Source organism: Rhodoferax sp. ZS1R25, from assembly GCF_056521335.1.
On record NZ_JBWMAZ010000003.1, the window covers coordinates 264517 to 288071 of the forward strand.

A 23555-nucleotide genomic window follows, 5' to 3' on the forward strand; every position below is an offset into this window, starting at 1 on the left:
TTCTCTCCGCAAGTCAGGCCGCGGTCTCCAGGCGCAGCAATTCAGCCCCTTCGGTCACCTGGTCTCCGGGCGCAAACAGCAGCTCGGCCACGGTGCCATCGGCGGGCGCGGCAATGGTGTGTTCCATCTTCATGGCTTCCATCACGGCCAGGGCCTGGCCCTTGGTCACCGCGTCGCCCACCTTCACCGCAAACGACACCACCTTGCCCGGCATGGGCGCGGTCAGCCGGCCACCCTCGCTCTGGGTATCGCCCGCGTGGGCGAGCGCGTCGATTGCTACTATTTGTGTAGCACCTTGCGCAGTGAATACGTGGGCTACATCGCCATTTCGATACACACGTACCAGCGCACGCTGGTCCGCCAGCGTGATGTCCAGCGCGTCGCCCTGCGTGGCCCAATGCAACGCCAGCGTCTGGCCCGCCACCGCCAGTTGCAGGCCACCGCCCCGCACGGACGTGAGCAACACTGTGTGTGGTGCGCCCGCGTACTCCAGCGCAAAGCTGCGCACCTGCGCGCCGTGGGACTTCCAGCCATCGCGCTGCGCCCAGGGGTCTTGCCAGCCGTGGGCGTCTTGCTTCGCAGCTAGCGCCTGCTCGGCCTGCAAGGTGTTCGCCACCAGCGCCGCAGCTGCCAGCGGCAGGCCCACCTTGTCCTGGTGGAACAGCACGGCGGCTTCGCGCGGGATCAGCGCCGTGTCCAGATTGGCCTGGGCGAAGGACGCGCTGGTGGTGACGTGGCGCAGGAACTGCACATTGGTCGCCAGCCCGACGATATGGGTCTGCGCCAGCGCCGCATCCATGCGCGCCAGCGCCTCTTCACGCGTGCTTCCGTGCACGATGAGCTTGGCCACCATCGAGTCATAGAACGGGCTGATGGTGTCTCCTTGGCGCACGCCAGAGTCCACGCGCGTGCCGTGGCTGGCCCGCTCAAACGTCACGTGTGCGGGCAGGCCGTAGACCTGCAGCATGCCGGTGGCAGGCAAAAAGTTGTTGTCGGGATTTTCGGCACAGATGCGTGCCTCGATGGCATGCCCCTGGATCTTCAGCTCGTGCTGTTGCAGCGGCAGCGGCTCGCCCGATGCCACGCGCAGTTGCCACTCCACCAGGTCCTGCCCGGTGATGGCCTCCGTCACCGGGTGCTCCACCTGCAGGCGCGTGTTCATCTCCATGAAGAAGAAGGTCATGCTGCCATCGGGCTTCTGCTCCACGATGAACTCCACCGTGCCCGCACCCACGTAATTCACGGCGCGCGCCGCAGCCACCGCCGCCTCGCCCATCTGCTGGCGGAAGGCTTCTGTCATGCCGGGCGCCGGAGCTTCTTCCAGCACCTTCTGGTGGCGGCGCTGCACCGAGCAGTCGCGCTCGAACAGGTACACGTAGTTGCACTGCGTGTCGCCAAACACCTGGATCTCGATATGGCGCGGGCGCTGCACATACTTCTCAATCAGCACCGCGTCGTCGCCAAAGCTGTTGATGGCCTCGCGTTTGCAGCTGGCCAGCGCGGCTACGAAGTCCTCGGCCTTGTCCACCGCTCGCATGCCTTTGCCGCCGCCACCCGCGCTGGCCTTAATGAGCACGGGGTAGCCAATGCGGTCCGCCTCGCGCTGCAGCAGCGCGGGGTCTTGGTCGGCCGCGTGGTAGCCGGGTACCAGGGGCACGCCGGCTTTCTCCATGAGCTGCTTGGACTCGGCCTTCAGCCCCATGGCCAGGATGGCCGATGCGGGCGGGCCAATGAACACCAGCCCCGCCTTGGCGCAGGCCTGCGCGAATTCTTCGTTCTCGCTCAAAAAGCCATAGCCGGGGTGGATGGCCTGCGCGCCTGTGGCCTGCGCCGCGGCAATGATTTTTTCCCAGCGCAGGTAGCTGTCCTTGGGCGCGCTGCCACCGATGTGGATGGCTTCGTCACAGGCGGCAACGTGCTTGGCGTTGGCGTCCGCATCGGAGTAGACAGCGACGGTTTGAATGGCCAGGCGGCGCGCGGTGGCAGCTACGCGGCAGGCAATTTCGCCACGGTTGGCAATGAGGATTTTGGTGAACATGCGTGTCTCTCTTGGGTATTTTTGGTGACGGTTATTTGCCAGGCCAGACGACGTCATCGTCCACCACGTACAGCGTGCAGTTCTGCACATGGCGGCGGCAGTTGCCCAAGGCGCGTCCCACGGCGTAGTCGCCCGTGGCATAGCCGTAGCCACCCCGGTCACTCACGGCAAATGCGCGCGGCGATTGCATCGCGAGAAACTTGGCATAGGCGGTTCGGCCATCCGCCCGCACCGGCACCTTGCCGACATCTCGCAGATCCGCAAAGCCACTGCGCGGCGGACGCGCCACGATGGCAGGCGCAGTGAATCCCAGCTGGCGCAGGAAACCGTCCACCACGGGCAGCCAGTGGTCCATGTCTTCGTCCAGGCCATGGTGGCCCTCGTCGCCGGATGGCCCGAAGGTGGCGAACTGCGCGTTGCCGCCGCCCGCCACCCAAGCCTGGTGCCAGGCCTTGGGCACGTCGGGACCCCAGTATTTGTCATTGGGCCAGTACAGCCACAGCATGGGAGCCTTGGCGCCCTTGGCCATGTCACCCCAAGAGCGCTCCATGGCCTGCGGACTACAGGGTTTGCCCGGGCTGGTTTCGGGGTTTCCGCCCGTGCCCCCCGCAAAGTTGATGCCGCCCAGCAGCCCGGCTGGCGCACGCGCCACGGTGACCACGGACGCGGCACCGCCCGCGCTCTGCCCCGCCACGATCCAGCGGCTGGTGTCCACATAGGGCAAGGTCTTGGCCAACGCCACCGTGGCCAGCACCTGGTCGCTCACCGCCTGGGCCGCAGCCTCCAGCCGCGGGCTGCCACAGGCGCCCGTGAATTCGGGGTCAAAGTCGCCATAGCTTTCCCAGTAGCCCACGCGCGTGGGCGCCAGCACGACAAAGCCCTTGTCGACCAGGTAGCGGGCGAGGGTCTCGGGGCGCGAACGACCCTGGGTAGCGCGCTTGGCCGTCACGGCTCTGCCGTGGTTGAAGATCACCAGCGGAAACGGACCCTCGCCCTGGGGTCGGTACACAGTGATGGGCAGCGACTTGGTCTCCTGCCGGCCATACATGTCCTTGACCGTGACCGGCGTACGCAGAATTTCTTCGCGCATGTCCTTGGCCAGTACCTCGACAGGTGCGGGGGCCACTGTCTGAGCGAGCGCGCAGGCACAGCCCATCCCCACCACCAGCGCGACCACCCAACGGAAATGCAGACGCCCCATGGCTTACATCCGGAACACGCCGAACTTGGTATCCGGAATCGGCGCGTTCAGCGACGCCGACAAACCCAGCGCCAGCACGCGGCGCGTGTCGGCGGGGTCGATGATGCCGTCGTCCCACAGGCGCGCCGTCGCAAAGTAGGGGTGGCCCTGCACTTCGTATTGCTGGCGAATCGGCGCCTTGAACGCCTCTTCTTCATCCGCACTCCAGGCGCCGCCCTTGCCTTCAATGCCGTCGCGTTTGACGGTCGCCAGCACGCTGGCTGCCTGCTCGCCACCCATGACGCTGATACGCGCGTTGGGCCACATCCAGAGGAAGCGGGGGCTGTAGGCGCGGCCGCACATGCCGTAGTTGCCGGCGCCAAAGCTGCCACCGATGATGATGGTGAACTTGGGCACCTGGGCCGTGGCCACGGCCGTCACCATCTTGGCACCGTTGCGGGCAATGCCTTCGTTCTCGTACTTGCGGCCCACCATGAAGCCTGTGATGTTTTGGAGGAACACGAGTGGGATCTTGCGCTGGCAACACAACTCGATGAAGTGCGCACCCTTGAGCGCTGATTCACTGAACAAGATGCCGTTGTTGGCGATGATGCCCACGGGCATGCCTTCCACATGGGCAAAGCCACAGACCAGCGTGGTGCCGTAGCGCGGCTTGAACTCATGCAGCTCGCTGCCATCGACGATGCGAGCAATGATTTCGCGCACATCAAAGGGCTTGCGCGTGTCGGTGGGGATCACTCCATACAACTCGTCTGCTGCAAATTTAGGAGCTACCGGCGCTTGCGTGGCAGGGGCTAGCACCTTGTTTTTGTTCAAATGGGCAATGGCCTCACGCGCCAGCGACAGCGCGTGCAGGTCGTTCTGCGCCAGGTGGTCGGCCACACCGGAGAGGCGCGTGTGCACATCGCCACCGCCCAGGTCTTCCGCCGTCACCACCTCGCCCGTGGCCGCCTTCACCAGCGGCGGACCGCCCAGAAAGATGGTGCCCTGGTTCTTGACGATGATGGTCTCGTCGCTCATGGCGGGCACATAGGCACCACCTGCCGTGCACGAGCCCATGACCACGGCGATCTGCGCAATGCCCTGCGCGCTCATATTGGCCTGGTTGAAAAAGATACGGCCAAAGTGGTCGCGGTCGGGGAAGACCTCGTCCTGGTTCGGCAGGTTGGCGCCACCCGAGTCCACCAGGTAAATGCAGGGCAGGTTGTTCTGTGCCGCCACTTCCTGCGCGCGCAGGTGCTTCTTCACGGTCAGCGGGTAGTAGGTGCCGCCCTTCACGGTCGCGTCGTTGCACACAATCATGCAGTCCACACCGCTCACGCGGCCGATGCCGGCGATCACGCCGGCGCAGGGGGCGCTGTCCGTGCCATCGCGGTCGGGGTACATGGCCAGCGCGGCCAGTGGAGACAGTTCCAGGAATGGCGTGCCGGGGTCCAGCAGCATGCCCACGCGGTCGCGCGGCAGCAGCTTGCCGCGGGCCGTGTGCTTGGCGCGGGCGGCCTCACCGCCGCCCAGCGCGGCTTTGTTGATCTGGGTGTTCAGGTCGGCCACCAGGGCACGCATGGCCGTGGCGTTGGCCACAAAGTCCGCAGAGCGGGGGTTGAGTTTGGATTCCAGAACCGGCATGGACACCCCAAAAAGAATTGACGTTTACGTAAACGTCAATTGTGGCAGATTTCAGACCAACAGCGCCGGCAAATCCGCCATATCGGCAAACACCTGGTGCGCCCCGGCCTGGCGCAAGACGTCGGCATTGCCCTGCGGCGCGTAGCCAAACACGGTGGCCCCGGCGGCCAGACCGGCCGCAATGCCCGTGGGCGTGTCTTCCACCACGGCACAGCGCGCCGGGTCCACACCCAGCGCCGCGGCGGCAGCCAGGTACACATCGGGAAACGGTTTGGAGCGCGGCGTGTCGTGGCCGCTGAAGGCCCGGCCCTCAAAGTACTGCAGCAGCGCCACCTTGCGCAGCTGTAGCAGCACCTTGGGTAGGTCGGCCCCTGATGCGCAGGCGATGCGCCCCCTGTAGGCCGCGTGGATGCGCTCCACCGCGCCATGCACATGGGCAATGGCCGCCACATCGGCCTGCAGCGCCGCATTGCGCCGCGCGCGGAATTCGGTCATCCACTCCGGCGTCAGCGGCCTGCCCGTGTGGGCCTCAATGCTGGCGCGCTCGTCCAGCACGGCCTTGCCCACAAAGCGGTGCATGCACTCGGCCAGGGACATGGACCAACCCTGCTCCTCCAACATATCGCGCAGCACACTATTGGTAATCGGCTCGCTGTCCACCAGCACGCCATCGCAGTCAAACAACACGGCATCAAACTTCACAGGGCATCTCCATCCACATACAGCCAGCGGCCGCCTTCCAACACAAACCGGCTGCGCTCGTGCAGGCGCACGGCGGGGCCAGCCAGTGGCTTTTGGCGCGCCACAAATTCCACCTCGGCATGGGTCGCGTCCAGCACCGTGTGGCTACGCACCTCCAGCCCCAGCCATTTCACGCCGGGCTCAAATTCGATACTGGCGGGGCGGTGGCTGGCGTGCCAGCTGGCCAGCAGGTAAGGCGCGCGCTCCAGGCAAAAGGCGCTGTAGCGGCTGCGCATCAGGCTTTCGGCATCAGGGGCGGAGGTGTCGGTGTCCAGCCAGCGGCCACAGCACTGGCCGTAGGGCGCGGGCTTTTTGTTATGCAACCGGCCACAGGGGCACGGCTTTTGGGGGTCCAGAGATTTCATGCCCGCCATCATGCCTTGGCGGCGCGGCGTTCAGGCGTTCAGCACCAGCGAGCCCTGCACCGTGGCCGCCCCCGAGCGCACCAGGTCCTTGACGAGTTGGCCAGCGGCCTCTTCCAAGGCCAGCCCTGCCGTACCGGCGGCAAAGGTGGAGGCGAAGAAGGGTGCGCGCCCGGCCCAGGCCAGCAGTGCGTCCATCTCCAGCTGCTGGGCCTCCAGCAACTTGAATTTGAGCAGCACCTTGGCCGCGTACTGCAGGTGCTTGGCGGGGTTTTGTACAAAGCCATTCAGCCGCTGGCGCGCAAACGCCAGTGCCGCGGGCGCATCCGCAAACGGCGCGCCATGGCCGGGGATCACGGTGGCGGGGTTCAGGTGCTCGATCAGGTCCAGCGTGGCGGCCACTTCGTCAAACGCGCCCTCGCCATCCAGCTCGGGGAACACCACGCCAAAGCCGCGCTCCCACAGCGCATCCGCCGATACCAGCGTGCGGCTGGCGGGCTCGAAGAAGATGACCGAATGCGGGTCGTGCCCGGGGGCGGCGTGCACCTGCCAGAGCAGATCACCCAGACGCGTCTCTGTGCCAGGCTGCAGCGTGCCCTCCATGCGGAACTGCGGGCACTGCTGCCCCGTGGGGGTGTAGCTCAGCGCATAGGCATCCCACACGCGCACGTACTCGGCGTGGCCGGGCGGAATGAGGGTATGCAGCCCGGGGTAGCGGGCCTGCAGCGCGGCGTTACCACCGCAGTGGTCGCTGTGCAAATGGGTGTTCAGCAGCAGGTCCAGCGGCCGGCCTTCCAGCGTGGCGTCCAGCAGGGCCAGCGTTTGTTCGGCATGGGTGCAGTAGCCGCTGTCGATCAGTGCCGCGCTGTCGCGGCCCCGGATCAGGATGTTGTTGCTGGAGAGCCAGCCGCGCTCAAAAACGGTGATGCTGTCGGGCAATGTCATGTCGGTAAAAGGCTTTCAGTACTTGGCCAATGCGCTGGCCAGAAATCCGTCTTTCTTCATGTCCTGCAGGGTCTTGCGCAGCAGCGACGCGTCTTTGGCCCAAGGCGATTTTTTGGACAGAAAGATGAACACGTCCGAGGTCCAGATGGGCCGGGGCAAGGGGACGAACTGGCCTTCTATGTGGTTTTGCTTGAGCCAATAGCTCGCGTCCACCGGGTCTTGCACGATGTAGTCCATGCGGCCCGCGGCCAGCATAGGGAACAGGTTTTCTTTCACACCACCGCCGATGTCCTGTACGGGGGAGTTGCTTTCCTTGAGGAAGGTTTCGTACTCGTCGCCGTACTTGGAGCCCAGGCCGCGCGCCACGGCCTTGCCGCGCAGGTCTTCCAATTTTTCAAACTTGAACTGCTTGCCCCAGGGCACATAGGCGTGGTAGCTGCTGGTCATGAAGGGCTCCAGCACCAGGTATTTTTCCTTGCGCTCGGCGTTGTTGGCACCGCCCACAATCAGGTCCAGCTCGCCATCGTCCATCATCACCCACAGGCGTGCCCAGGGCACATCTTTGATCCAGTTGGCTTTGACGTTCAGCCGCCTTGCCAGCTCTTGCGCCACATCGTGGCCCAGCGCGGGCAGCACCATTTTTTTGTCTTGTGCGGGGAAGATCGGGTACCAGCCAGAGGCGCCCGAAAAACGCAGTTCCGCCGGGGTTTGTGCCATGCTGGCCAGCGACAGGCAGACGCCGCAGGCCAGGAACCAAATCCGACGGTTGAACATCATCTTCGCGCCTGGGCGCGCTCCCCTGCAAAGGGGAAATACTCGCTCAAACAGCCGCCCTGTGCAAGCCCTGCGCAGGAAGACCCTTTGCCGTCATCCCAGTGCGCGCTGGATGATGATTTTCTGAACATCCGACGTGCCTTCGTAAATCTGGCAGACGCGCACATCGCGGTAAATGCGCTCCACCGGGAAGTCGCTCACATAGCCATAGCCGCCCAGGGTCTGGATGGCCGCGCTGCAGACGCGCTCGGCCATTTCACTGGCAAACAGCTTGGCCATGGCAGCTTCCTTCAAACACGGGCGGCCCGCATCACGCAGGCTGGCGGCGTGCCAGATGAGCTGGCGCGCGGCCTCGATCTGTGTGGCGCATTCGGCCAGGCGAAAGCCCACGGCCTGGTGGTTAAAGATGGGCTGACCAAAGCTCTGGCGCTCTTTGGCGTAGGCCACGGCCACCTCAAACGCGCTGCGGGCCATGCCCACGCTTTGCGCGGCAATGCCAATGCGCCCACCCTCCAGCCCGCCCAGCGCAATGCCATAGCCCTCGCCCTCTTTGCCGATCAGGTTCTCGGCGGGGATGCGGCAATTGTCAAAGTTGATCTGCGCGGTGTCGCTGCTGTGCTGGCCCAGCTTGTCTTCCAGGCGCGCCACCACATAACCCGGTGCGTTGGTGGGTACCAAAAAGGCGCTCATGCCCTTCTTGCCCGCAGCCTTGTCGGTCACGGCGATGACGATGGCCACATCGCCATGCTTGCCGCTGGTGATGAACTGTTTCACGCCGTTGATCACGTAGCCGTCGCCATCGCGCACGGCGGTGGTACGCAGGCTGGAGGCATCGCTGCCCACATGCGGCTCCGTCAGGCAAAAGGCACCCAGCAGTTGCCCCTGCGCCAGCGGCTCCAGCCACTGCTTGTGCTGCTGTGCGTTGCCGTATTTCATAAGGATGGCGTTGACCGGGCAGTTGGTCACGCTGATGACCGTGCTGGTGCCACCGTCGCCCGCGGCAATCTCTTCCAGCACCAGGGCCAACGTCACATAGTCCAACCCCGCGCCGCCCTGGTGGTCGGGCACGCAGATGCCGTAAGCGCCCAGCGCGGCCAGGCCTTGGTGGGCGGCCTTGGGGAAGGTGTGCTCCTTGTCCCATTTCGCGGCGTTGGGCCAGAGCTCGGCTTGTGCAAAGTCGCGCACCGCGTCGCGCACCATTTCCTGGTCTTGGGTCAACAACATATCAATCTCCGATTCACCATGAGGTCACCACGACGCATAAGGCTGCCCGTCGTGGTGCAGGTAGCGGCCCCGGTCTTTGTTTGTAATCTTGGACAGCGTCTTGCGCATTGCCGACACGCTTTGCTCCACCGTCAGCGACGCACTGGGGCCGCCCATGTCTGTTTGCACCCAGCCGGGGCACAGCGCGATGAACGTGGCCTTGGCGTAGTCGTTTTGCGCCGCGGCCACCGCCATGTTCAACGCCGCCTTGCTAACGCGGTAGGTCCAACCAAAGCTGGACTCCACTTCGCCAATTTGCCCCATGCCACTGGTGATGAAGGCGAACTTGCCATTCGCCTCCTCCACCCAGGGCGCCACCTGCGGAATCGCCTGCATCGCACCCAGTACGTTGGTGTGCATCACATGGTCAAACTCTTGCTGGGTGGGCGGTGTCGTCGCGCCGGTCTTGGAATAGACACCGGCTACATAGAGCGCAATGTCAATCTTCTCGCCATCGAGCTGCCAGCTCAGGCCGCTGACGCTGGCGGGGTTGGCCACATCCAGCTTCATGGCCTGGGCGCCCATATCGCGCAGGCGGGCCAGACCGGCCTCGTCGCGCGCCGTGGCGATCACACGGTCGCCCGCTGCCAGGTACTGGCGTACCAGCTCCAGTCCAATACCGCGCGACGCGCCAATGACAAATATATTCAAAATAGGCTCCTAGCCCGCGTGCGATATGCGCAGGCAGCTACTGAACTTATAGCAACTCCAGCGCCAGCGCGGTCGCTTCACCGCCGCCAATGCACAGGGTGGCTACGCCCTTCTTGAGGCCACGCGCTTGCAGCGCATGGATCAACGTCACCATGATGCGCGCACCGGAGGCGCCAATGGGGTGGCCCAGCGCACAGGCGCCGCCGTTCACGTTCACCTTGTCGTGGGGGATGTTCAGCTCCTTCATCAGCGCCATGGGCACCACGGCAAAAGCCTCGTTGATTTCCCACAGGTCCACGTCTTCCACTTTCCAGCCGGCCTTGGCCAGTAGCTTGTGCGTGGCGCCCACGGGGGCGGTGGCAAACCAGTTGGGTTCTTGGGCGTGGGTGGCGTGGGCCACGATGCGGGCCAGTGGTTTGCAACCCAGTTCATCGGCAGTGCCCGCGCGCATCATCACCAAGGCGGCCGCGCCGTCGTTGATGGAGCTGCTGCTGGCGGCCGTGATGGTGCCGTCCTTCTTGAACGCGGCCTTGAGCGTGGGGATCTTGTCGAGTTTGATCTTGCCGGGGCCTTCGTCCACGCTGATCTGCACGTCGCCGGCACGGGTCTTCACGGTCACGGGGGTGATTTCCGCCTCAAATGCTCCTGATTTGATAGCTGCCTGCGCACGCTGCACGCTGGCGGTGGCAAAGTTGTCCTGTTGTTCGCGGGTGAAGCTGTACTTGGCCGCGCAGTCCTCGCCAAAGGTGCCCATGGAGCGGCCGGCTTCGTAGGCGTCTTCCAGGCCGTCCAGCATCATGTGGTCCATCACACGGTCGTGGCCGATGCGGATGCCGCTGCGGCCCTTGAGCAACAGGTGCGGCGCGTTGGTCATGCTTTCCATGCCACCGGCCACCAGCACGTCGTGGCTGCCGGCCAGCAGCATGTCGTGCGCGAACATGGCAGCACGCATGCCGGAGCCGCACATCTTGCTCAAGGTGACCGCGCCCGCACTCTTGGGCAGGCCGCCCTTGAACGCCGCCTGGCGCGCGGGCGCCTGGCCCTGGCCCGCCATCAGGCAGTTACCAAACAGCACTTCGGTCACCAGCTCCGGGCTGATGCCTGCGCGCTGCACGGCGGCCTGGATGGCGGCACCGCCCAGGTCATGGGCGGAAAGGCTGGAGAAATCGCCCTGAAAAGCCCCCATGGGGGTGCGGGCGGCGCTAACGATCACGATGGTGTCTGGCATGGTCTTCCTCGGTTGGCAGGGGTTGAACGCAATTGACGTTTACGTAAACGTCAATTGTGACAGAAGTGCCAGACCCTTGTCTGGGCAGGACGTAGCATGCGGGGTCTTCCCCCGTCTTGCCATCTCCCCCGCAACCTCCCCCGCCATGTCCACCACCTTCCACCCGCTAGAGCGCCAGCTGCTGCCCTTTGTGGCCTTCCAGGGCGCGTTTACCACCCTGGCCGGTTTTGGTGCGCTGCTGGTCTACACCCAGGGCGGCATGGCCGCATCGGTGCAGTACACGGCGTGGATGCTGGGCATTGCCATGCTGTCCATCCTCAGCCCCTTTGTGCTGGGGCGTGCGCTGCGGCTGCGCGGCAAGCGGTTAGTGCGCCTGAGCTTTGCCGTACCCGCCATCGCCCTGTGGTGGGCCGATGGCCAGCCCATGGTGCTGGCGCTGGCCATGGGCAGCTTTATGGGGTGGAGCTGGGCGGCCCGCCACTGGCTGGAGCTGAGTGCACTGCAAGACACCGAGCGCGATGGCTACGCGGCCCACGTCACTGTAGTCTGGGTGGTGGCCAGCCTGCTGACCACGGCGGTGGTGTCCGCCCTGCTGAGCCTGATGGACGAAGCGCCCCTGGCGGTGTATGGCAGCTATGCCGTGCTGGCCACCGTGGCTTGCTTGTGGGCCGCGCGCAGCCTGCCAGCCACGCCGGTGATGCAGTGGGAGCAACCGCTGGCCGTGGTGCAGCAGCCCGCCTTCAAGGCCTGCCTGCCGCTGTACTTTCTGGAGTCCGGCATGCTGGGCATTGGTATGGTGCTGGGCGCTGGCGGCGCCTCCAAAGCATTGGGACAGGTCAGCCACTATGGCTGGGTGTCCGTCGTGGCCACGGTGGTGGGCGCGGCCGCCCTGTTCGCGCTGCGGCGCAAGCGCCACAGCGGCAACCGCGTGCGCTGGATGGGTTTGGCCTGCGTCGGTATGGCCAGCGGCCAGCTGCTGTTGGGGGCCAGCGTGCTCCACCCGGGGCTGTATGTGCTGCATCTGTTGCTATTGGCCAGCGTGCTGCCGTTCTGGCAGGCCAGTGAGCAGGTGCTGAACCAGCGCGCCATGGACTTGCACGGTGCGCTGGCGGACCGCATTGTGGTGCGCGAGACGGTGCTGGGCATCTTCCGCCTGCTGGCGCTGGGCTTGTTCTGGCTGCTGATCCGGGAGTGGACGCCCACCGGGGTACTGCTGCTGGGTACCGCACTGATGGCGGCGGCCACGGTGCTGGAATGGGCCCTGGGCCGGGCCCTGCTGCGCCGCACGCATTGAGCAGCCCACCCTAGGCATCTTTACCGCGGCTTCACGCGCGGCATACACGTCTTCATGTGTGGCCTGCACCATGGGCTGCATGAAAGCCTTCTCCCCTTCTCTACCGCGCCTTGCGCGTCACCTCCTTATTGCAGCCGCCAGCACCTGCCTGCTGGCCACGGTCTACGCACAAACCGCCAGCCCCACAACGCCAGTGCCAGCCATACGCACGCTGGGCACGCCCGACTTTGCACAGATCGTGCAGCGCTACGGCCCCGCCGTAGTCAACATCAGTGTGAGCGGCACGCGGCTCATCACGGCCGATAGCAAGGACAGCAACACCAACGCCAAGGGCGCCGACAGCGAAGACCCCACGCAGCTGTTTCTGCGCAAATTCCAGGAGCAGTTTGGCGCCACTGGCGCCAGCATGCAGATACCCGTGAGCGCGCGCGCCTCGGGCTTCATCGTCAGTGCGGATGGCCTGGTGCTGACCAATGCCCACGTCATCGCGCATGCCACCGAAGTGATCGTCAAGCTAACGGACCGGCGCGAGTTCACGGCCAAGGTGCTGGGCAGCGACGCCAAGACCGATGTGGCCGTGCTGAAGATCGAAGCCAGCAACCTGCCCACCGTCGCCATCGGCAAGCCGGCCGATCTGAGCGTGGGCGAATGGGTGCTGGCCATCGGCTCACCCTTCGGGTTGGACAACACGGTGACCACGGGCGTGGTCAGCGCCAAGAGCCGCACCCTGCCCGACGATTACACCGTGCCCTTTATTCAGACCGATGCGGCCATCAACCCCGGCAACTCCGGCGGCCCGCTGTTCAATGCGCGCGGCGAGGTCGTGGGCATCAACTCACAGATCTACACGCGCAGTGGTGGTTACCAGGGCCTGAGCTTTGCCATCCCCATCGATCTGGCGCAGTCGGTACAGCGCCAGATTGTGGCCACCGGCCACGCATCGCACGGCGTGTTGGGCGTCTCGGCGCAAGAGGTGACGCAGGCATTGGCCGATGCGTTCAAGCTGCCCAAGCCCATGGGTGCACTGATTGCGGACGTGCGCGCTGACAGCGCAGCGGCCAAGGCCGGCTTACAGTTGGGCGACGTGATTGTGGGCATTGATGGCCACCCCATCGAGGCGGCCAACGACCTGCCATTGTGGGTGGCCATGGCCGTGCCCGGCCAGCAGGTGCTGGTGGACGTGCTGCGCAACGGCAAGTCCCTGCAGACCCGCGCCGTCATGGATGACCCCGCGCTGCGCAAATCCGTAACCAACGCGATGCCCAACCTCCCCGTGCTTGCGCCCATCGGCCTGGCCGTGCGCCCCCTGTTGCCGGTGGAGCAACGCGCAGCCGATGCGCGCTATGGCTTGATGGTGGAAGGCGTGCAGCCAGAAGCCGACAAGGCCGGCATTGCGCCGGGCGACATCCTGCTGGCGATCAACCATGTGCCCGTGACCTCGGTGGAGCAAGCCCGCACGCTATTGGCACAGGCCAAGGGGTCGGTGGCGCTGCTGGTGCAGCATGGAGGGGAGAAGAATTTTGTGGCGATGAAGCTGACGGCTGAACCCAAGCACTGAGTAGTCAAATTGCGAGAGTAGTCCATTAGCCTCACTGAGGGAAACCGGCATGAATACGATGCAGAGTGGCCAAAATCCTCTCTGCTATTGATTTTTCGTCTACCGGAATGTGCACTGAATAGCCAGTCAAGTCAGGTAAATTCATCCGCGTGGGATCTGGATGGCCAGAAAATCTCTTTGGATTTCGACCCATTTCATCCCATAGCCGATCAACAAACGCCCCATCCAAACTATCCACCATTCTCAGGTAGTACTCGACGCTTATCACTCCATCATTCACCGTCAGCCCAGGAAAACTCTGACCATCTAAGGATCCTGCCCCGAAACAATTAATGCTGTGCGCAAGCAGCCCCAGTGACTCGGGCCAGATGGCCCGAATTTCTTTGAAAGCAGCCAATTTGGAGTGCATGGACCATACACAAAATGAGCCCTCAACTATTCGCTCCCATATCGGCTCACGGGACGGGTAGGGTAATCCGAGCCAGTATTTTTTTGCGGAGTTCGACCATTCTGGCAATAGAGAGCCATCCGCAGCTATCACGTCAGATATCCAATTTGCATCTACTCTGGATGAATTTCGCGCGTTGACACCAACGTCTGCCAGATATTCCGTCTGGAAATGCGTTCCCCAGCTGTTCTTCTCCCAAATTTGAGAGACGCTTTCGACGTCATCAAAGACAAATAGCCCTTTCAAGCGGGAAACACTAGAGGGAGAGACAGCCTGTCTGGCTATTTCAAGTGCAAGTTCCGCTTCCAATCGATTTGCGGAAGAGTTTTGTAACATTGACGCCAACGATATTGAAATACCGAAATTGCGCTCGCTTTCGGGCAGCATATCCACCGAACTGAATCCACCGCGAACAATGTTCCAAATGACCGGTGGGTAGTGATGATCAAGATAGACGTGCCCCTCAAAGGTAACTTCGCGCAGTTGATGCATCTCTCAAGACTTTCTTTCACAAAAGAATAAGTCTAAAAACGACTTATCAGTCATGCGACATGCGTTGGTGAACGGATGAACGCCTGTTACTTGGATATGTTTTGAGCGAGCACTATACGACGCAAGATATCAACCAAATGCCGCTATTAACGATAGGCACGCCTGGTCAGGTGCGGCCGCTTTCGTAATCGCCGAAATCACCGCCGCGCTAGCAGCACCCGTGGCCGCAACCTCCGTCACATTGCTGGCATCGATCCCCGCAATACCCACCACAGGCAGCGGCAGCACATGCGCCCAGTAGCGCAGGTTGTCCAGCCCCTGAGGAATCCAGGGCATGTCTTTGCTTTGCGTGGCGAAGATGGGGCCGCAAGCGATGTAGCTGGGCCGTAGCGCCCAGGCGCGGGCCACCTCCCAGTAGCTGTGGGTGCTGAGGCCCAGGCGCACACCGGCTTGTCGCAAGGCATCCAGGTCCACGGTATCCAGATCCTCCTGACCCAGATGCACTCCGTAGGCGCCATGCTCCAGGGCAAGTTGCCAGTGGTCGTTGATGAAGAGTTGCGCGCCGGGTGTGGCGCGCGCTGCTGCGATCGACTCCTGAATCTGCGCGGCCAGTGTGGGCTCGGCCGGGTCCTTGATGCGCAGCTGGACGGTGCGGATACCCGCGGCCAGCACACGTCGTACCCAGGCGGCGCTATCGACCACGGCGTAAACGCCCAAGGCGGGGTTGCTCAGGCCGGCGAAGGCGCTTTGCGCACCGGGCTGCGCCTGCAGCCAAGGCAGGTTGTCGGCGTGCTGCGCAAAGTCCGGCAGCGCCTGCACCGGGCCTGCGCCCTGCCCTGCGGCATAGGCGTTGCGCAGCGCGTGCGTGGTGGCCATCTTGGCCAGCACCACGGCGTCGGCCACGCAGTAGCCGCCGGCCAGCGCGGCGGCGGCGGTGGACGCGAAGGTGCAGCCGGTGCCGTGGTGGTGATGGGTCTGCACGCGCGGCAAGCTGAGCCAGCCGCAGGCCTGGGGGCTGCTGAACCAGTCGCTAGCCAAGCCCTTGGCTGTCGCGTCGTCACCACCGGTGATGACCATCGAGGGTCGCCCTACTTCATAGGCCTGCCCCACACGCAGGCCCAGGCGTTCGGCCTCTGCACGGTTGGGCGTGACCAGCGTGGCGCGTGGCAGCAGCTCCTGCACATAGGCCTGTACCAACGCCTCGCCCGCAAAGCTGGCGCCTGTGGTGGAACCCAGAACGGGGTCTACCACCAGCGCCAAGGGCAGGCCCTGCGCGCGCAGGCGGTCCACCCATTGGCACACCACGCGCACGTTGTCCACGCTGCCCAGCAGGCCGGTCTTGATGGCTTGGGGCGGCATATCCTGCGCCAGCGCCGCCAGTTGCGCATCCAGCAGTTCGGCGTTGACCGGCTCCACACGGGTGACGGCCACCGAGTTTTGCGCGGTGATGGCGGCCACGGCTGTGCAGCCATGCACGCCAAAGGCCTGCAGCGCCTTGAGGTCGGCCTGCAGGCCAGCACCAGCGCCCGAATCGGAGCCGGCGATGCTCCAGACAATGGGGCGGCTTTCAGGCATCACCGGGCGAACTTCAGCGCCCAACGTGCTTCTAGCCCGCATAGGCATTGTGCGAGCAGCTTCTTTTTTCATAGCAACCTCAGAGCAAAATGGGGTGACCTGCCACAGGCGTGGAAGCCACGGCCATGTCCTGGCGGGCCATGACACCGGCTTCAAACGCGAGCCGACCGGACTCGATGCCGAGCTTGAAGGCGCGCGCCATGCGCACCGGGTCCACCGCGTGGGCCACGGCGCTGTTAAGCAGCACGGCGTCCAGTCCCAGTTCCATGGCCTGCACCGCATCGGCCGGCGAGCCGATGCCCGCATCCACGATGAGCGGCACTCCCGGCAGGCGCGCACGCAGCGTGCGCAGCGCGCCGGGATTCACCAGCCCTTGGCCCGAGCCGATGGGCGCGCCCCAGGGCATGAGGATGTTGCAGCCCGCGTCCAGCAGGCGCTGGCAGCTCACCAGGTCATCCATGCAGTAGGGAAAGACTTCGAAGCCGTCTTTGACCAACTGTGTGGCAGCGGCCAGCAGCTCAAACGGGTCGGGCTGCAGGGTGTGCGCATCGCCCACCACTTCGAGCTTGATCCAGGTGGTGTCAAACAGCTCGCGTGCCATGTGGGCCAGGGTGATGGCTTCGCGAGCGGTGTGGCAACCGGCGGTGTTGGGCAGCAGGTGGGCGCCAGTGGCTTTGATGAGTGCAAAGAAGTCGCCCGCTTCGGCACCGTGGGCGAGTTGACGCCGCAGGCCCATGGTGACGACCTGTGCGCCGGAGGCAGCTATTGCGTCCTGCAATATTTGCGGGGACGGGTAGCTGGCGGTGCCTAGAAAGAAGCGGCTACTTAGCGTTCTGCCTCCTATTTGCCATTGGCTTTGATCGAGGCGACAGGGGGCCTGAGCGCTTTGCTCCGTGTCCCCCGCCCGCTGCGCGGGCTCCTCCTTGACCTGCGCAGAACGCCCGGCCTCCCAGTCTCTTTGTGTTGCGGACATTTGGTTAACCTCCTTCAATAGGTTGGAAGGTCAAGATGAAGTCGCCCTCCGTCAGCGGCTGCTGGGCGCGCAGGCTGCGGGGCACGAAGTTGCCGTTGACGGCGGTGGCGACCGCCGCGGGCAGCACGCCACGCGCTTCTACCCAGGCTTGCAGATTGGAGGCAGTGGTGCTTTCCGGGTTGCCGTTCACCACCACGGTGATGGTGTGCAGTGCGGTGTCTGAGGTGCTCATAGCGATAGCTCTTGCAGGGCCTGCTCCACCAGGGCCGGGGCAATAAGCCAGCCGTGGCGGAAGAGGCCGTTGATTTCTGTTGTGCCTGCGCTGTGGCGCACCACGGGCAGGTTGTCGGGCAGCGCGGGGCGCAGGTTGGTCTCGGTGTGCAGCACGCGAGCCTCGGCCAATGTGGGCATGGCGCTGTGCGCGGCGCTCAGCAGTTCCAGCGTGCTGCGCAGCGACACGGGCGAGCGGTCTTCGCTCTCGATCTCGCTGGCGCCGACCACGATGACATCGCCGGGCCGGGGCACCAGGTAGACCGAATGGCGCGGGTGCAGCAGGCGCACGGGGCGGTGCAGCGGCACGCCTGGCGCGTGCAGCCAGAACACTTCACCACGCACGCCACGCACCGGCAGCGCGGACTTGGCGCCCACACCGCGCACGTCGAAGACATGGTCAAAGCGGTGCTGCGCGTCGCCCACCTGCAAGGCGCCAGACTCCACCGCGCTGATGGTCGAGCCCCAGTGCCATTGGACGCCCTGCGCGGTAGCCTGTGTGGCCAGCGCCTGTAGTGCCTGAATCGGGTGGATCTGCCCTTCGCACGGCAGCAACCAGGCCAGTGCCGGGCCGCTGACGGAGGGCTCCAGTTCGCGCAGTTGCTGCAGCGTCAAGGGTTGCGGCTGGTACGGCGTATCCGCCTTGGCCTGCAGCAGCCCGACCACGCGCTGGGCGGCGCCGGCGTCGCTGCGGTGGGCCAGCAGCAGGCTGCCTTGCATGCGCAGGTCCACGGATTGCCCTAGGCTTTGAACGATGTCAGGCCACAGCGCGCAGGAGCGCAGGCCCAGGGCAAACACCTCGGCCCCTGCACGCTCCAACTCAGCCACCGGACTCAGCATGCCTGCGGCCGTCCAGCCCGCGGCCAGCGAACCAGAGTCGGCGCGCGGACCGGGACCGGACGCGGGGTCGAACACCTGCACGGCGTGGCCCGCGCGGCTGAGCGTGAACGCCAGCAGCCGCCCGAGCACCCCCGCGCCGGCAATGCCGATGCGCTTCGCTGTCACGGTCAGGCCTTGGTGTCTTCGGCTTTGGCCTGCACAGGTTTGATCGGGATGTAGATTTCCCCGCCCACCTTCTTGAACTCATCGGACATCACATCCATGCCCGACTGCAGCGCCTGCTCCTCGCTCACACCCAGGTTTTTCGCGTACTCGCGCACTTCCTGCGTGATCTTCATCGAGCAGAACTTGGGGCCGCACATGGAGCAGAAATGCGCCACCTTGGCACCCTCTGCCGGCAAGGTTTCATCATGAAACTGCTTGGCGGTTTCCGGGTCCAGAGACAGGTTGAACTGGTCCATCCAGCGGAACTCGAAGCGCGCTTTCGACAACGCGTCGTCGCGCGCCCGCACGCCCGGATGGCCCTTGGCCACATCGGCCACGTGGGCGGCGATCTTGTAGGTGATGATGCCGACCTTCACGTCTTCGCGGTCCGGCAGGCCCAGGTGTTCCTTGGGCGTCACGTAGCACAGCATGGCCGTGCCGAACCAGCCAATCATGGCGGCGCCAATACCGCTGGTGATGTGGTCGTAGCCGGGTGCGATGTCGGTGGTCAGCGGGCCCAGGGTGTAGAACGGGGCTTCGCCGCAGTGTTTGAGCTGCTCGGCCATGTTGGCCTGCACCATGTGCATGGGCACGTGGCCAGGGCCTTCGATCATCACCTGCACGTCCTGTTGCCAGGCTTTGTGCGTGAGTTCACCCAATGTGCGCAGCTCGGCAAACTGGGCTTCGTCGTTCGCGTCCGCGCCGCTGCCGGGGCGCAGGCCATCGCCCAGCGAGTAGCTCACGTCATACGCGCGCATGATCTCTGTCATCTCATCGAAGTGCGTATAGATGAAATTCTCTTTGTGGTGGGCAATGCACCACTTGGCCATGATGGAGCCACCGCGCGAGACGATGCCAGTCACGCGATTCGCGGTGAGGTGGATGAAGGGCAGGCGTACGCCGGCGTGCACCGTGAAGTAGTCCACGCCCTGCTCGGCCTGTTCGATCAGCGTGTCGCGGAAAATTTCCCAGGTCAGGTCTTCGGCAATGCCACCCACCTTTTCCAGCGCCTGGTAGATCGGCACGGTGCCGATGGGCACGGGGCTGTTGCGCACGATCCAGTCGCGCGTGGTGTGGATGTTTTTGCCAGTGGACAGATCCATCACGGTGTCTGCGCCCCAGCGGATGGACCAGACCAGCTTTTCCACTTCTTCCTCGATGCTCGACGTCACTGCGGAGTTGCCAATGTTGGCATTGATCTTGACCAGGAAGTTGCGGCCAATAGCCATGGGCTCCAGCTCAGTGTGGTTGATGTTGGCCGGGATGATGGCGCGACCGCGCGCCACTTCGTCACGCACAAACTCGGGCGTCACCACCTTGGGGATGCTGGCGCCAAAGCTGTTGCCCGCCAGGCGCGCTTCGCGCTCGGCGTTGCCCAGGTACTGGGCCTGCCATTCCAGGTTCTGGTTTTCGCGCAGGGCCACGTACTCCATCTCGGGCGTGACGATGCCTTTGCGGGCGTAGTGCATCTGCGTCACGTTGGCACCGCTGCGTGCACGGCGTGGCTGGCGCTGCAGGCCGGCGGCCTGGGCGCGCAGGGCGGCCAGTGCATCGGTCTCGCCGTTCTTCAGACCGTCATCCAACGCGAAGGGCTTGCGGCCATCGTAGAGTTCGGTGTCACCCCGGCCGTCCACCCAGCCCTGGCGCACCAGCGGCAGGCCTTGGCGCACGTCGATATCGGCGCGCGGGTCTGTGTAAGGGCCGGAGGTGTCGTACACCGTGATCGCCTCGCCATTGCTCTGCATGATTTCGCGCAGCGGCACCTGGATGTCGGGGCGGCTGCCTTGCAGGTAGCGTTTGGTGGAGGCGGGAAGCGGTTCGCGCGTAAGGCGAATGAACTGGGCGAGTTTGTCGGGTGCGTTCACGGGATATCTCCGGTTAAGACCCGAAGACAGAAAAGACACCTGCCCCGCAAACTGATGAGAAAAGACGCCGCCCGGACGGCATTCGGCCGTCGGCTGCGCTGCACTTCTTACGCTGGTATGAACCAGATCAAGTTCGCGGGTTCGGTATCCATCTCAGCGCAACCATTGCGCACCCCGGGCAGGGCGGAGTGTACGCCAAGGCGCCGAACCACGGTTCGCCCGGGTCCGAAAAATGAGCGTGGCGGTTAGCCGATGCTGGCCTTCGCGTAGGACGCCCGCTCGATCTCCTGTACTTCAACGCACAACTGGACCTGCAGCTCCACAGGCCACTCGCAAAGGCTGTTCAAGGCGTGGAGCAAGCTGTGGGACACGGCGTGCTTGGTCTCTGCAGATCTACCGCTCAACAGTGCTAGCTTGACGTGCACATACGCCCTACCTTTTGGCTGAGTGCCTACCAGGAATGTCCCCTGCCGCGCAGCGCGGCTCTTGATATCGATTTCTTCAAACTGCCCAGAGGCAACCAGCGACTGGTTCAATGCCATCAACGCCTTGTCGGCGTCGAACAGGGGCAGGTTGTCGGAATATTCAATGGTGAGATGTGGCATGTTTTCTTCAGGATTGGCCCGACAGGCACTAGGGCGGGAGCAGTCTAAACCGCTTCTCTTTTTCATACGGAAACACATCGTGCACATAGCCCGCCGCAATGCGTTCCTTCTGCGTCTGCCAAAACACCGGATCCAGCAGGTTGGCGTGGTACTGCATGAAGACCTCGCGCACCAGCGGGTTGCCCAGTAGGAAGGGCGCGAAGGTTTCGGGGAACACGTCGTGGGGGCCGACGCGGTACCAGATCTCGCCGGACATCTCTTCCTCCTCGTTACGCGGCTCGGGCACCTTGCGGAAGTGGCAGTCGGTCAGGTACTCGATTTCGTCGTAGTCGTAGAACACGACCTTGCTGTTGCGCGTGATGCCGAAGTTCTTCCACAGCATGTCGCCCGGGAAGATGTTGGCGGCCACCATGTCCTTGATGGCGTAGCCATAGTCGATGACAGCGCGGGTGATCTGCTCACGGGCGCGCAGCGCGGTCGGGCTGGTGTTGGCGGGGTCGGCGCCGCCGGCATCAAACGCTTCCTGCAGGAACATATTGAGCGGGATCATGCGCCGCTCGATGTAGAGGTGTTGGATGATGACCTCGGTCTGGCCGTCGCCATCGCGGTCACTGATCTCGATCTGGCTGGGCGCGAACTGCTGCAGTTCGGCAATCAGTTCGTCACTGAAGCGCGCACGCGGAAAGGCCACCTCGCTGTAGTCCAGCGTGTCGGCCATGCGGCCCACGCGGTCGTGGTGCTTGACGAGCTGGTACTTGCCCTCAACTTGCGCGCGCGTAGTCTCTTTCTGGTGCGGGAAATGGTCCTTGATGACCTTGAACACATAGGGGTAGCTGGGCAGGTCGAACACCAGCATCACCATGCCTTTGATGCCGGCGGCAATGCGGAATTTGTCCGAGCTGTGCTGCAGGTGGTGCAGAAAGTCGCGGTAGAACAGGGTCTTGCCCTGCTTGGCCAGCCCCAGCGCGTTGTACAGCTCGTTGCGCGGTTTGCGCGGCATCATGCTGCGCAAAAACTGCACATAGGCACTCGGAATCTCCATGTCCACCATGAAGTAGGCGCGCGCAAAGCTGAACAGGCGCAGCAGGTCGTCCTCGCCAAACAGCGCGGCGTCGATGCGCAGCTTGCCGTTGGGGCCGTGCAGCACGGGCAGTGCAAAACCGTGCTCATAAAAGCCGTTGATGAGCTTGCCGATGATGTAGCAGCCCTTGTTGCGGAAGAACAGGTTGGACAGCACCTGTACCTGGAAGTTGGCGCGCAGCTTCACGTCGCCCAGCTGGGCGCGCATTACCTCCATCACCCGCAGGGCATCGCGCGCCAGGTCTTCAAAGGGCACGCGCAGGTCGAAGTCCTGCACCATGCGCACCAGCTGGGCCTGCACGTCGTCCTGCGTGGGGTAGTAGCAGAGGTAGCTGGGACGGTAGTTGGGCCGCACGGAGGACACCAGGTTCTCGATGTACTCGGTGCTGACGGCGGGACGCACAAAGATGAAGTCGTTGTGGAAATAGCTGTGGTGCAGGATCTTGGTGGTGACCGAGTTGAAGAAGGTCTCGGCCAGCTCGGGCTGGTGGTGGTTCACCAGCAGCCCGATGTAGTGCAGCTTGATCTGCTGCCACACGTCCATGCTTTGTTCACCCGCCTTGAATTCGCGCTCCAGCCGTTTGGAGCACTCCTTCACGCGCAGGTCGTAAAACTCGATGCGCTCGCGCTGGGCCCGCTGCTGGCCGTGCCAGTCGGCCGTCTCAAAGCGGTGCTTGGCGCGCGCGCTCTCGGTGCGGAATAGCTGGTAGTGGCGGTTGAAGCCATCCATCATCGCCCGTGCGATGTCGGGCGCGAGCGGGGAGTCCAGGCGGGTGGGGAACATGGCGAGCAGCAGATACTATGTTTTTGATAGCTGCTCGCGCATATTTCACGGGGGCCAGAGGCCTATTTACCTTGGATGTCGGGGCACCAGGCGCACGCCAGAGATGGCCTCGCGGTACAGCAGCGCGAGGTCATCCTCGCGCCCCACGGTCATGTGCAGGTCTTGCACCAGACCGTCGTGCACGCCGTAGACCCAACCGTGCAGCGTCACGTCCTGGTTGGCCGCCCAGGCGTCTTGCAGCACCGTGCTCTGGGCCACGTTGACCACCTGCTCGATGGCATTGAGCTCGCACAGGGCCGCGGCCTTGCTGTGTTCGGGGATGACGTCGAGGATGTCGCGATGGCGGTCCCGCACGTCCTGGATATGGCGCAGCCAGTTGTCAGCCAGGCCGATACGTGCGCCTTCCAGCGCAGCCTGCACGCCCGAGCAGCCGTAGTGGCCCACCACCATCACGTGTTTGACCTTCAGTCGTTCCACGGCGAACTGGATGGTAGACAGCGCATTCAGATCGGAGTGCACCACCACATTGGCCACGTTGCGGTGGACAAAAATCTCACCCGGCGCCAAGCCGATGATCTCGTTGGCGGGCACGCGGCTGTCGGAGCAACCGATCCACATGTACTTGGGCTTTTGCTGGTTGGCCAGCCCTGTGAAGAAGCCGGGACGGCTGCGCTCCATCTCGGCGGCCCATTCGCGGTTGCGGGAAAAGAGGTCGTTGAGTTTGTCAGTCATAGCCGT

At 64.1% G+C, this 23555-nt stretch carries 21 protein-coding genes and 1 riboswitch; of the genes, 2 read left to right on the forward strand and 19 right to left on the reverse strand.

From position 1 onward, the window contains the following. Positions 1 to 13: 13 nt before the first annotated feature. From AC097R_RS19120 to AC097R_RS19165, 10 genes are all read right to left on the reverse strand, one after another. Entirely contained in the window at positions 14 to 2038 is a 2025-nt protein-coding gene (locus AC097R_RS19120) for an ATP-binding protein (protein ID WP_479599806.1), read from the reverse strand. Between the two features lie 31 nt (positions 2039 to 2069). Further along, positions 2070 to 3239, reverse strand: a complete 1170-nt coding sequence (locus tag AC097R_RS19125; RefSeq protein ID WP_479599807.1) for an alpha/beta hydrolase family protein — start codon at positions 3237 to 3239, stop codon at positions 2070 to 2072. A gap of 3 nt (positions 3240 to 3242) precedes the next feature. Continuing rightward, entirely contained in the window at positions 3243 to 4865 is a 1623-nt protein-coding gene (locus AC097R_RS19130; RefSeq protein ID WP_479599808.1) for a carboxyl transferase domain-containing protein, read from the reverse strand. 51 nt (positions 4866 to 4916) lie between these two features. Further along, a complete protein-coding gene (locus tag AC097R_RS19135; protein WP_479599809.1) occupies positions 4917 to 5567 on the reverse strand; it encodes an HAD family hydrolase in 651 nt (216 codons plus the stop codon). Continuing rightward, entirely contained in the window at positions 5564 to 5971 is a 408-nt protein-coding gene (locus AC097R_RS19140; RefSeq protein ID WP_479599810.1) for a YchJ family protein, read from the reverse strand. The genes AC097R_RS19135 and AC097R_RS19140 overlap by 4 nt, the downstream gene beginning before the upstream one ends. 30 nt (positions 5972 to 6001) lie before the next feature. Further along, positions 6002 to 6913: an MBL fold metallo-hydrolase gene (locus tag AC097R_RS19145; protein ID WP_479599811.1), complete on the reverse strand. Its 912-nt coding sequence runs from the start codon at positions 6911 to 6913 to the stop codon at positions 6002 to 6004. Positions 6914 to 6928: 15 nt separating this feature from the next. Then, on the reverse strand, positions 6929 to 7690 hold the full coding sequence (locus AC097R_RS19150; RefSeq protein WP_479599812.1) for a substrate-binding periplasmic protein: 762 nt from the start codon (positions 7688 to 7690) through the stop codon (positions 6929 to 6931). A gap of 90 nt (positions 7691 to 7780) precedes the next feature. Continuing rightward, positions 7781 to 8911 (reverse strand): acyl-CoA dehydrogenase family protein, encoded by a 1131-nt coding sequence (locus AC097R_RS19155; protein ID WP_479599813.1) that lies wholly within the window; start codon positions 8909 to 8911, stop codon positions 7781 to 7783. Between the two features lie 24 nt (positions 8912 to 8935). Further along, a complete protein-coding gene (locus AC097R_RS19160; RefSeq protein ID WP_479599888.1) occupies positions 8936 to 9604 on the reverse strand; it encodes an SDR family oxidoreductase in 669 nt (222 codons plus the stop codon). A 43-nt stretch (positions 9605 to 9647) separates the two neighbouring features. Beyond that, positions 9648 to 10829: an acetyl-CoA C-acyltransferase gene (locus AC097R_RS19165; RefSeq protein ID WP_479599814.1), complete on the reverse strand. Its 1182-nt coding sequence runs from the start codon at positions 10827 to 10829 to the stop codon at positions 9648 to 9650. Between the two features lie 145 nt (positions 10830 to 10974). On the opposite strand from AC097R_RS19165, the gene AC097R_RS19170 reads away from it, so the two are divergent. Both AC097R_RS19170 and AC097R_RS19175 read left to right on the forward strand, forming a co-directional pair. Beyond that, positions 10975 to 12123 carry a hypothetical protein gene (locus tag AC097R_RS19170; RefSeq protein WP_479599816.1) on the forward strand — a complete coding sequence of 383 codons (1149 nt, stop codon included), beginning with the start codon at positions 10975 to 10977 and terminating at the stop codon, positions 12121 to 12123. 79 nt (positions 12124 to 12202) lie between these two features. After that, on the forward strand, positions 12203 to 13681 hold the full coding sequence (locus AC097R_RS19175; RefSeq protein ID WP_479599817.1) for a Do family serine endopeptidase: 1479 nt from the start codon (positions 12203 to 12205) through the stop codon (positions 13679 to 13681). A 31-nt stretch (positions 13682 to 13712) separates the two neighbouring features. Here AC097R_RS19175 and AC097R_RS19180 read toward each other — a convergent pair whose 3' ends face one another. From AC097R_RS19180 to can, 9 genes are all read right to left on the reverse strand, one after another. Next, on the reverse strand, positions 13713 to 14621 hold the full coding sequence (locus AC097R_RS19180; RefSeq protein WP_479599818.1) for a hypothetical protein: 909 nt from the start codon (positions 14619 to 14621) through the stop codon (positions 13713 to 13715). 129 nt (positions 14622 to 14750) lie between these two features. After that, positions 14751 to 16196, reverse strand: coding sequence for a bifunctional hydroxymethylpyrimidine kinase/phosphomethylpyrimidine kinase (gene thiD / locus AC097R_RS19185; protein ID WP_479599820.1), 1446 nt, complete (start codon positions 16194 to 16196; stop codon positions 14751 to 14753). Positions 16197 to 16275: 79 nt separating this feature from the next. Next, positions 16276 to 17040: a thiazole synthase gene (locus tag AC097R_RS19190; protein WP_479599889.1), complete on the reverse strand. Its 765-nt coding sequence runs from the start codon at positions 17038 to 17040 to the stop codon at positions 16276 to 16278. A 133-nt stretch (positions 17041 to 17173) separates the two neighbouring features. Beyond that, on the reverse strand, positions 17174 to 17401 hold the full coding sequence (thiS, locus tag AC097R_RS19195; RefSeq protein WP_479599822.1) for a sulfur carrier protein ThiS: 228 nt from the start codon (positions 17399 to 17401) through the stop codon (positions 17174 to 17176). Next, the gene (locus tag AC097R_RS19200) at positions 17398 to 18444 is read right to left on the reverse strand and encodes an FAD-dependent oxidoreductase (RefSeq protein WP_479599824.1); all 1047 of its coding nucleotides are present in this window, start codon (positions 18442 to 18444) and stop codon (positions 17398 to 17400) included. The genes thiS and AC097R_RS19200 overlap by 4 nt, the downstream gene beginning before the upstream one ends. A 2-nt stretch (positions 18445 to 18446) precedes the next feature. Next, positions 18447 to 20348 (reverse strand): phosphomethylpyrimidine synthase ThiC, encoded by a 1902-nt coding sequence (gene thiC / locus AC097R_RS19205; protein ID WP_479599825.1) that lies wholly within the window; start codon positions 20346 to 20348, stop codon positions 18447 to 18449. A gap of 86 nt (positions 20349 to 20434) precedes the next feature. Beyond that, a riboswitch (TPP riboswitch) is annotated at positions 20435 to 20535 on the reverse strand. Positions 20536 to 20593: 58 nt separating this feature from the next. Continuing rightward, positions 20594 to 20953, reverse strand: coding sequence for a 5-carboxymethyl-2-hydroxymuconate Delta-isomerase (locus AC097R_RS19210; RefSeq protein ID WP_479599827.1), 360 nt, complete (start codon positions 20951 to 20953; stop codon positions 20594 to 20596). 28 nt (positions 20954 to 20981) lie between these two features. Further along, entirely contained in the window at positions 20982 to 22817 is a 1836-nt protein-coding gene (gene aceK / locus AC097R_RS19215) for a bifunctional isocitrate dehydrogenase kinase/phosphatase (RefSeq protein WP_479599829.1), read from the reverse strand. Between the two features lie 66 nt (positions 22818 to 22883). Then, positions 22884 to 23549 carry a carbonate dehydratase gene (gene can, locus AC097R_RS19220; protein ID WP_479599830.1) on the reverse strand — a complete coding sequence of 222 codons (666 nt, stop codon included), beginning with the start codon at positions 23547 to 23549 and terminating at the stop codon, positions 22884 to 22886. Positions 23550 to 23555 lie beyond the last annotated feature (6 nt).

Excerpts from the sequence above, each read along its gene's own strand:
- AC097R_RS19120 (WP_479599806.1), bottom strand. The coding sequence starts at position 2,038 with ATGTTCACCAAAATCCTCATTGCCAACCGTGGCGAAATTGCCTGCCGC.
- AC097R_RS19125 (WP_479599807.1), bottom strand. The coding sequence starts at position 3,239 with ATGGGGCGTCTGCATTTCCGTTGGGTGGTCGCGCTGGTGGTGGGGATG.
- AC097R_RS19130 (WP_479599808.1), bottom strand. The coding sequence starts at position 4,865 with ATGCCGGTTCTGGAATCCAAACTCAACCCCCGCTCTGCGGACTTTGTG.
- AC097R_RS19140 (WP_479599810.1), bottom strand. The coding sequence starts at position 5,971 with ATGAAATCTCTGGACCCCCAAAAGCCGTGCCCCTGTGGCCGGTTGCAT.
- AC097R_RS19145 (WP_479599811.1), bottom strand. The coding sequence starts at position 6,913 with ATGACATTGCCCGACAGCATCACCGTTTTTGAGCGCGGCTGGCTCTCC.
- AC097R_RS19150 (WP_479599812.1), bottom strand. The coding sequence starts at position 7,690 with ATGATGTTCAACCGTCGGATTTGGTTCCTGGCCTGCGGCGTCTGCCTG.
- AC097R_RS19155 (WP_479599813.1), bottom strand. The coding sequence starts at position 8,911 with ATGTTGTTGACCCAAGACCAGGAAATGGTGCGCGACGCGGTGCGCGAC.
- AC097R_RS19165 (WP_479599814.1), bottom strand. The coding sequence starts at position 10,829 with ATGCCAGACACCATCGTGATCGTTAGCGCCGCCCGCACCCCCATGGGG.
- AC097R_RS19170 (WP_479599816.1), top strand. The coding sequence starts at position 10,975 with ATGTCCACCACCTTCCACCCGCTAGAGCGCCAGCTGCTGCCCTTTGTG.
- AC097R_RS19175 (WP_479599817.1), top strand. The coding sequence starts at position 12,203 with ATGAAAGCCTTCTCCCCTTCTCTACCGCGCCTTGCGCGTCACCTCCTT.
- AC097R_RS19180 (WP_479599818.1), bottom strand. The coding sequence starts at position 14,621 with ATGCATCAACTGCGCGAAGTTACCTTTGAGGGGCACGTCTATCTTGAT.
- thiD (WP_479599820.1), bottom strand. The coding sequence starts at position 16,196 with ATGCCTGAAAGCCGCCCCATTGTCTGGAGCATCGCCGGCTCCGATTCG.
- thiS (WP_479599822.1), bottom strand. The coding sequence starts at position 17,401 with ATGAGCACCTCAGACACCGCACTGCACACCATCACCGTGGTGGTGAAC.
- AC097R_RS19210 (WP_479599827.1), bottom strand. The coding sequence starts at position 20,953 with ATGCCACATCTCACCATTGAATATTCCGACAACCTGCCCCTGTTCGAC.
- aceK (WP_479599829.1), bottom strand. The coding sequence starts at position 22,817 with ATGTTCCCCACCCGCCTGGACTCCCCGCTCGCGCCCGACATCGCACGG.
- can (WP_479599830.1), bottom strand. The coding sequence starts at position 23,549 with ATGACTGACAAACTCAACGACCTCTTTTCCCGCAACCGCGAATGGGCC.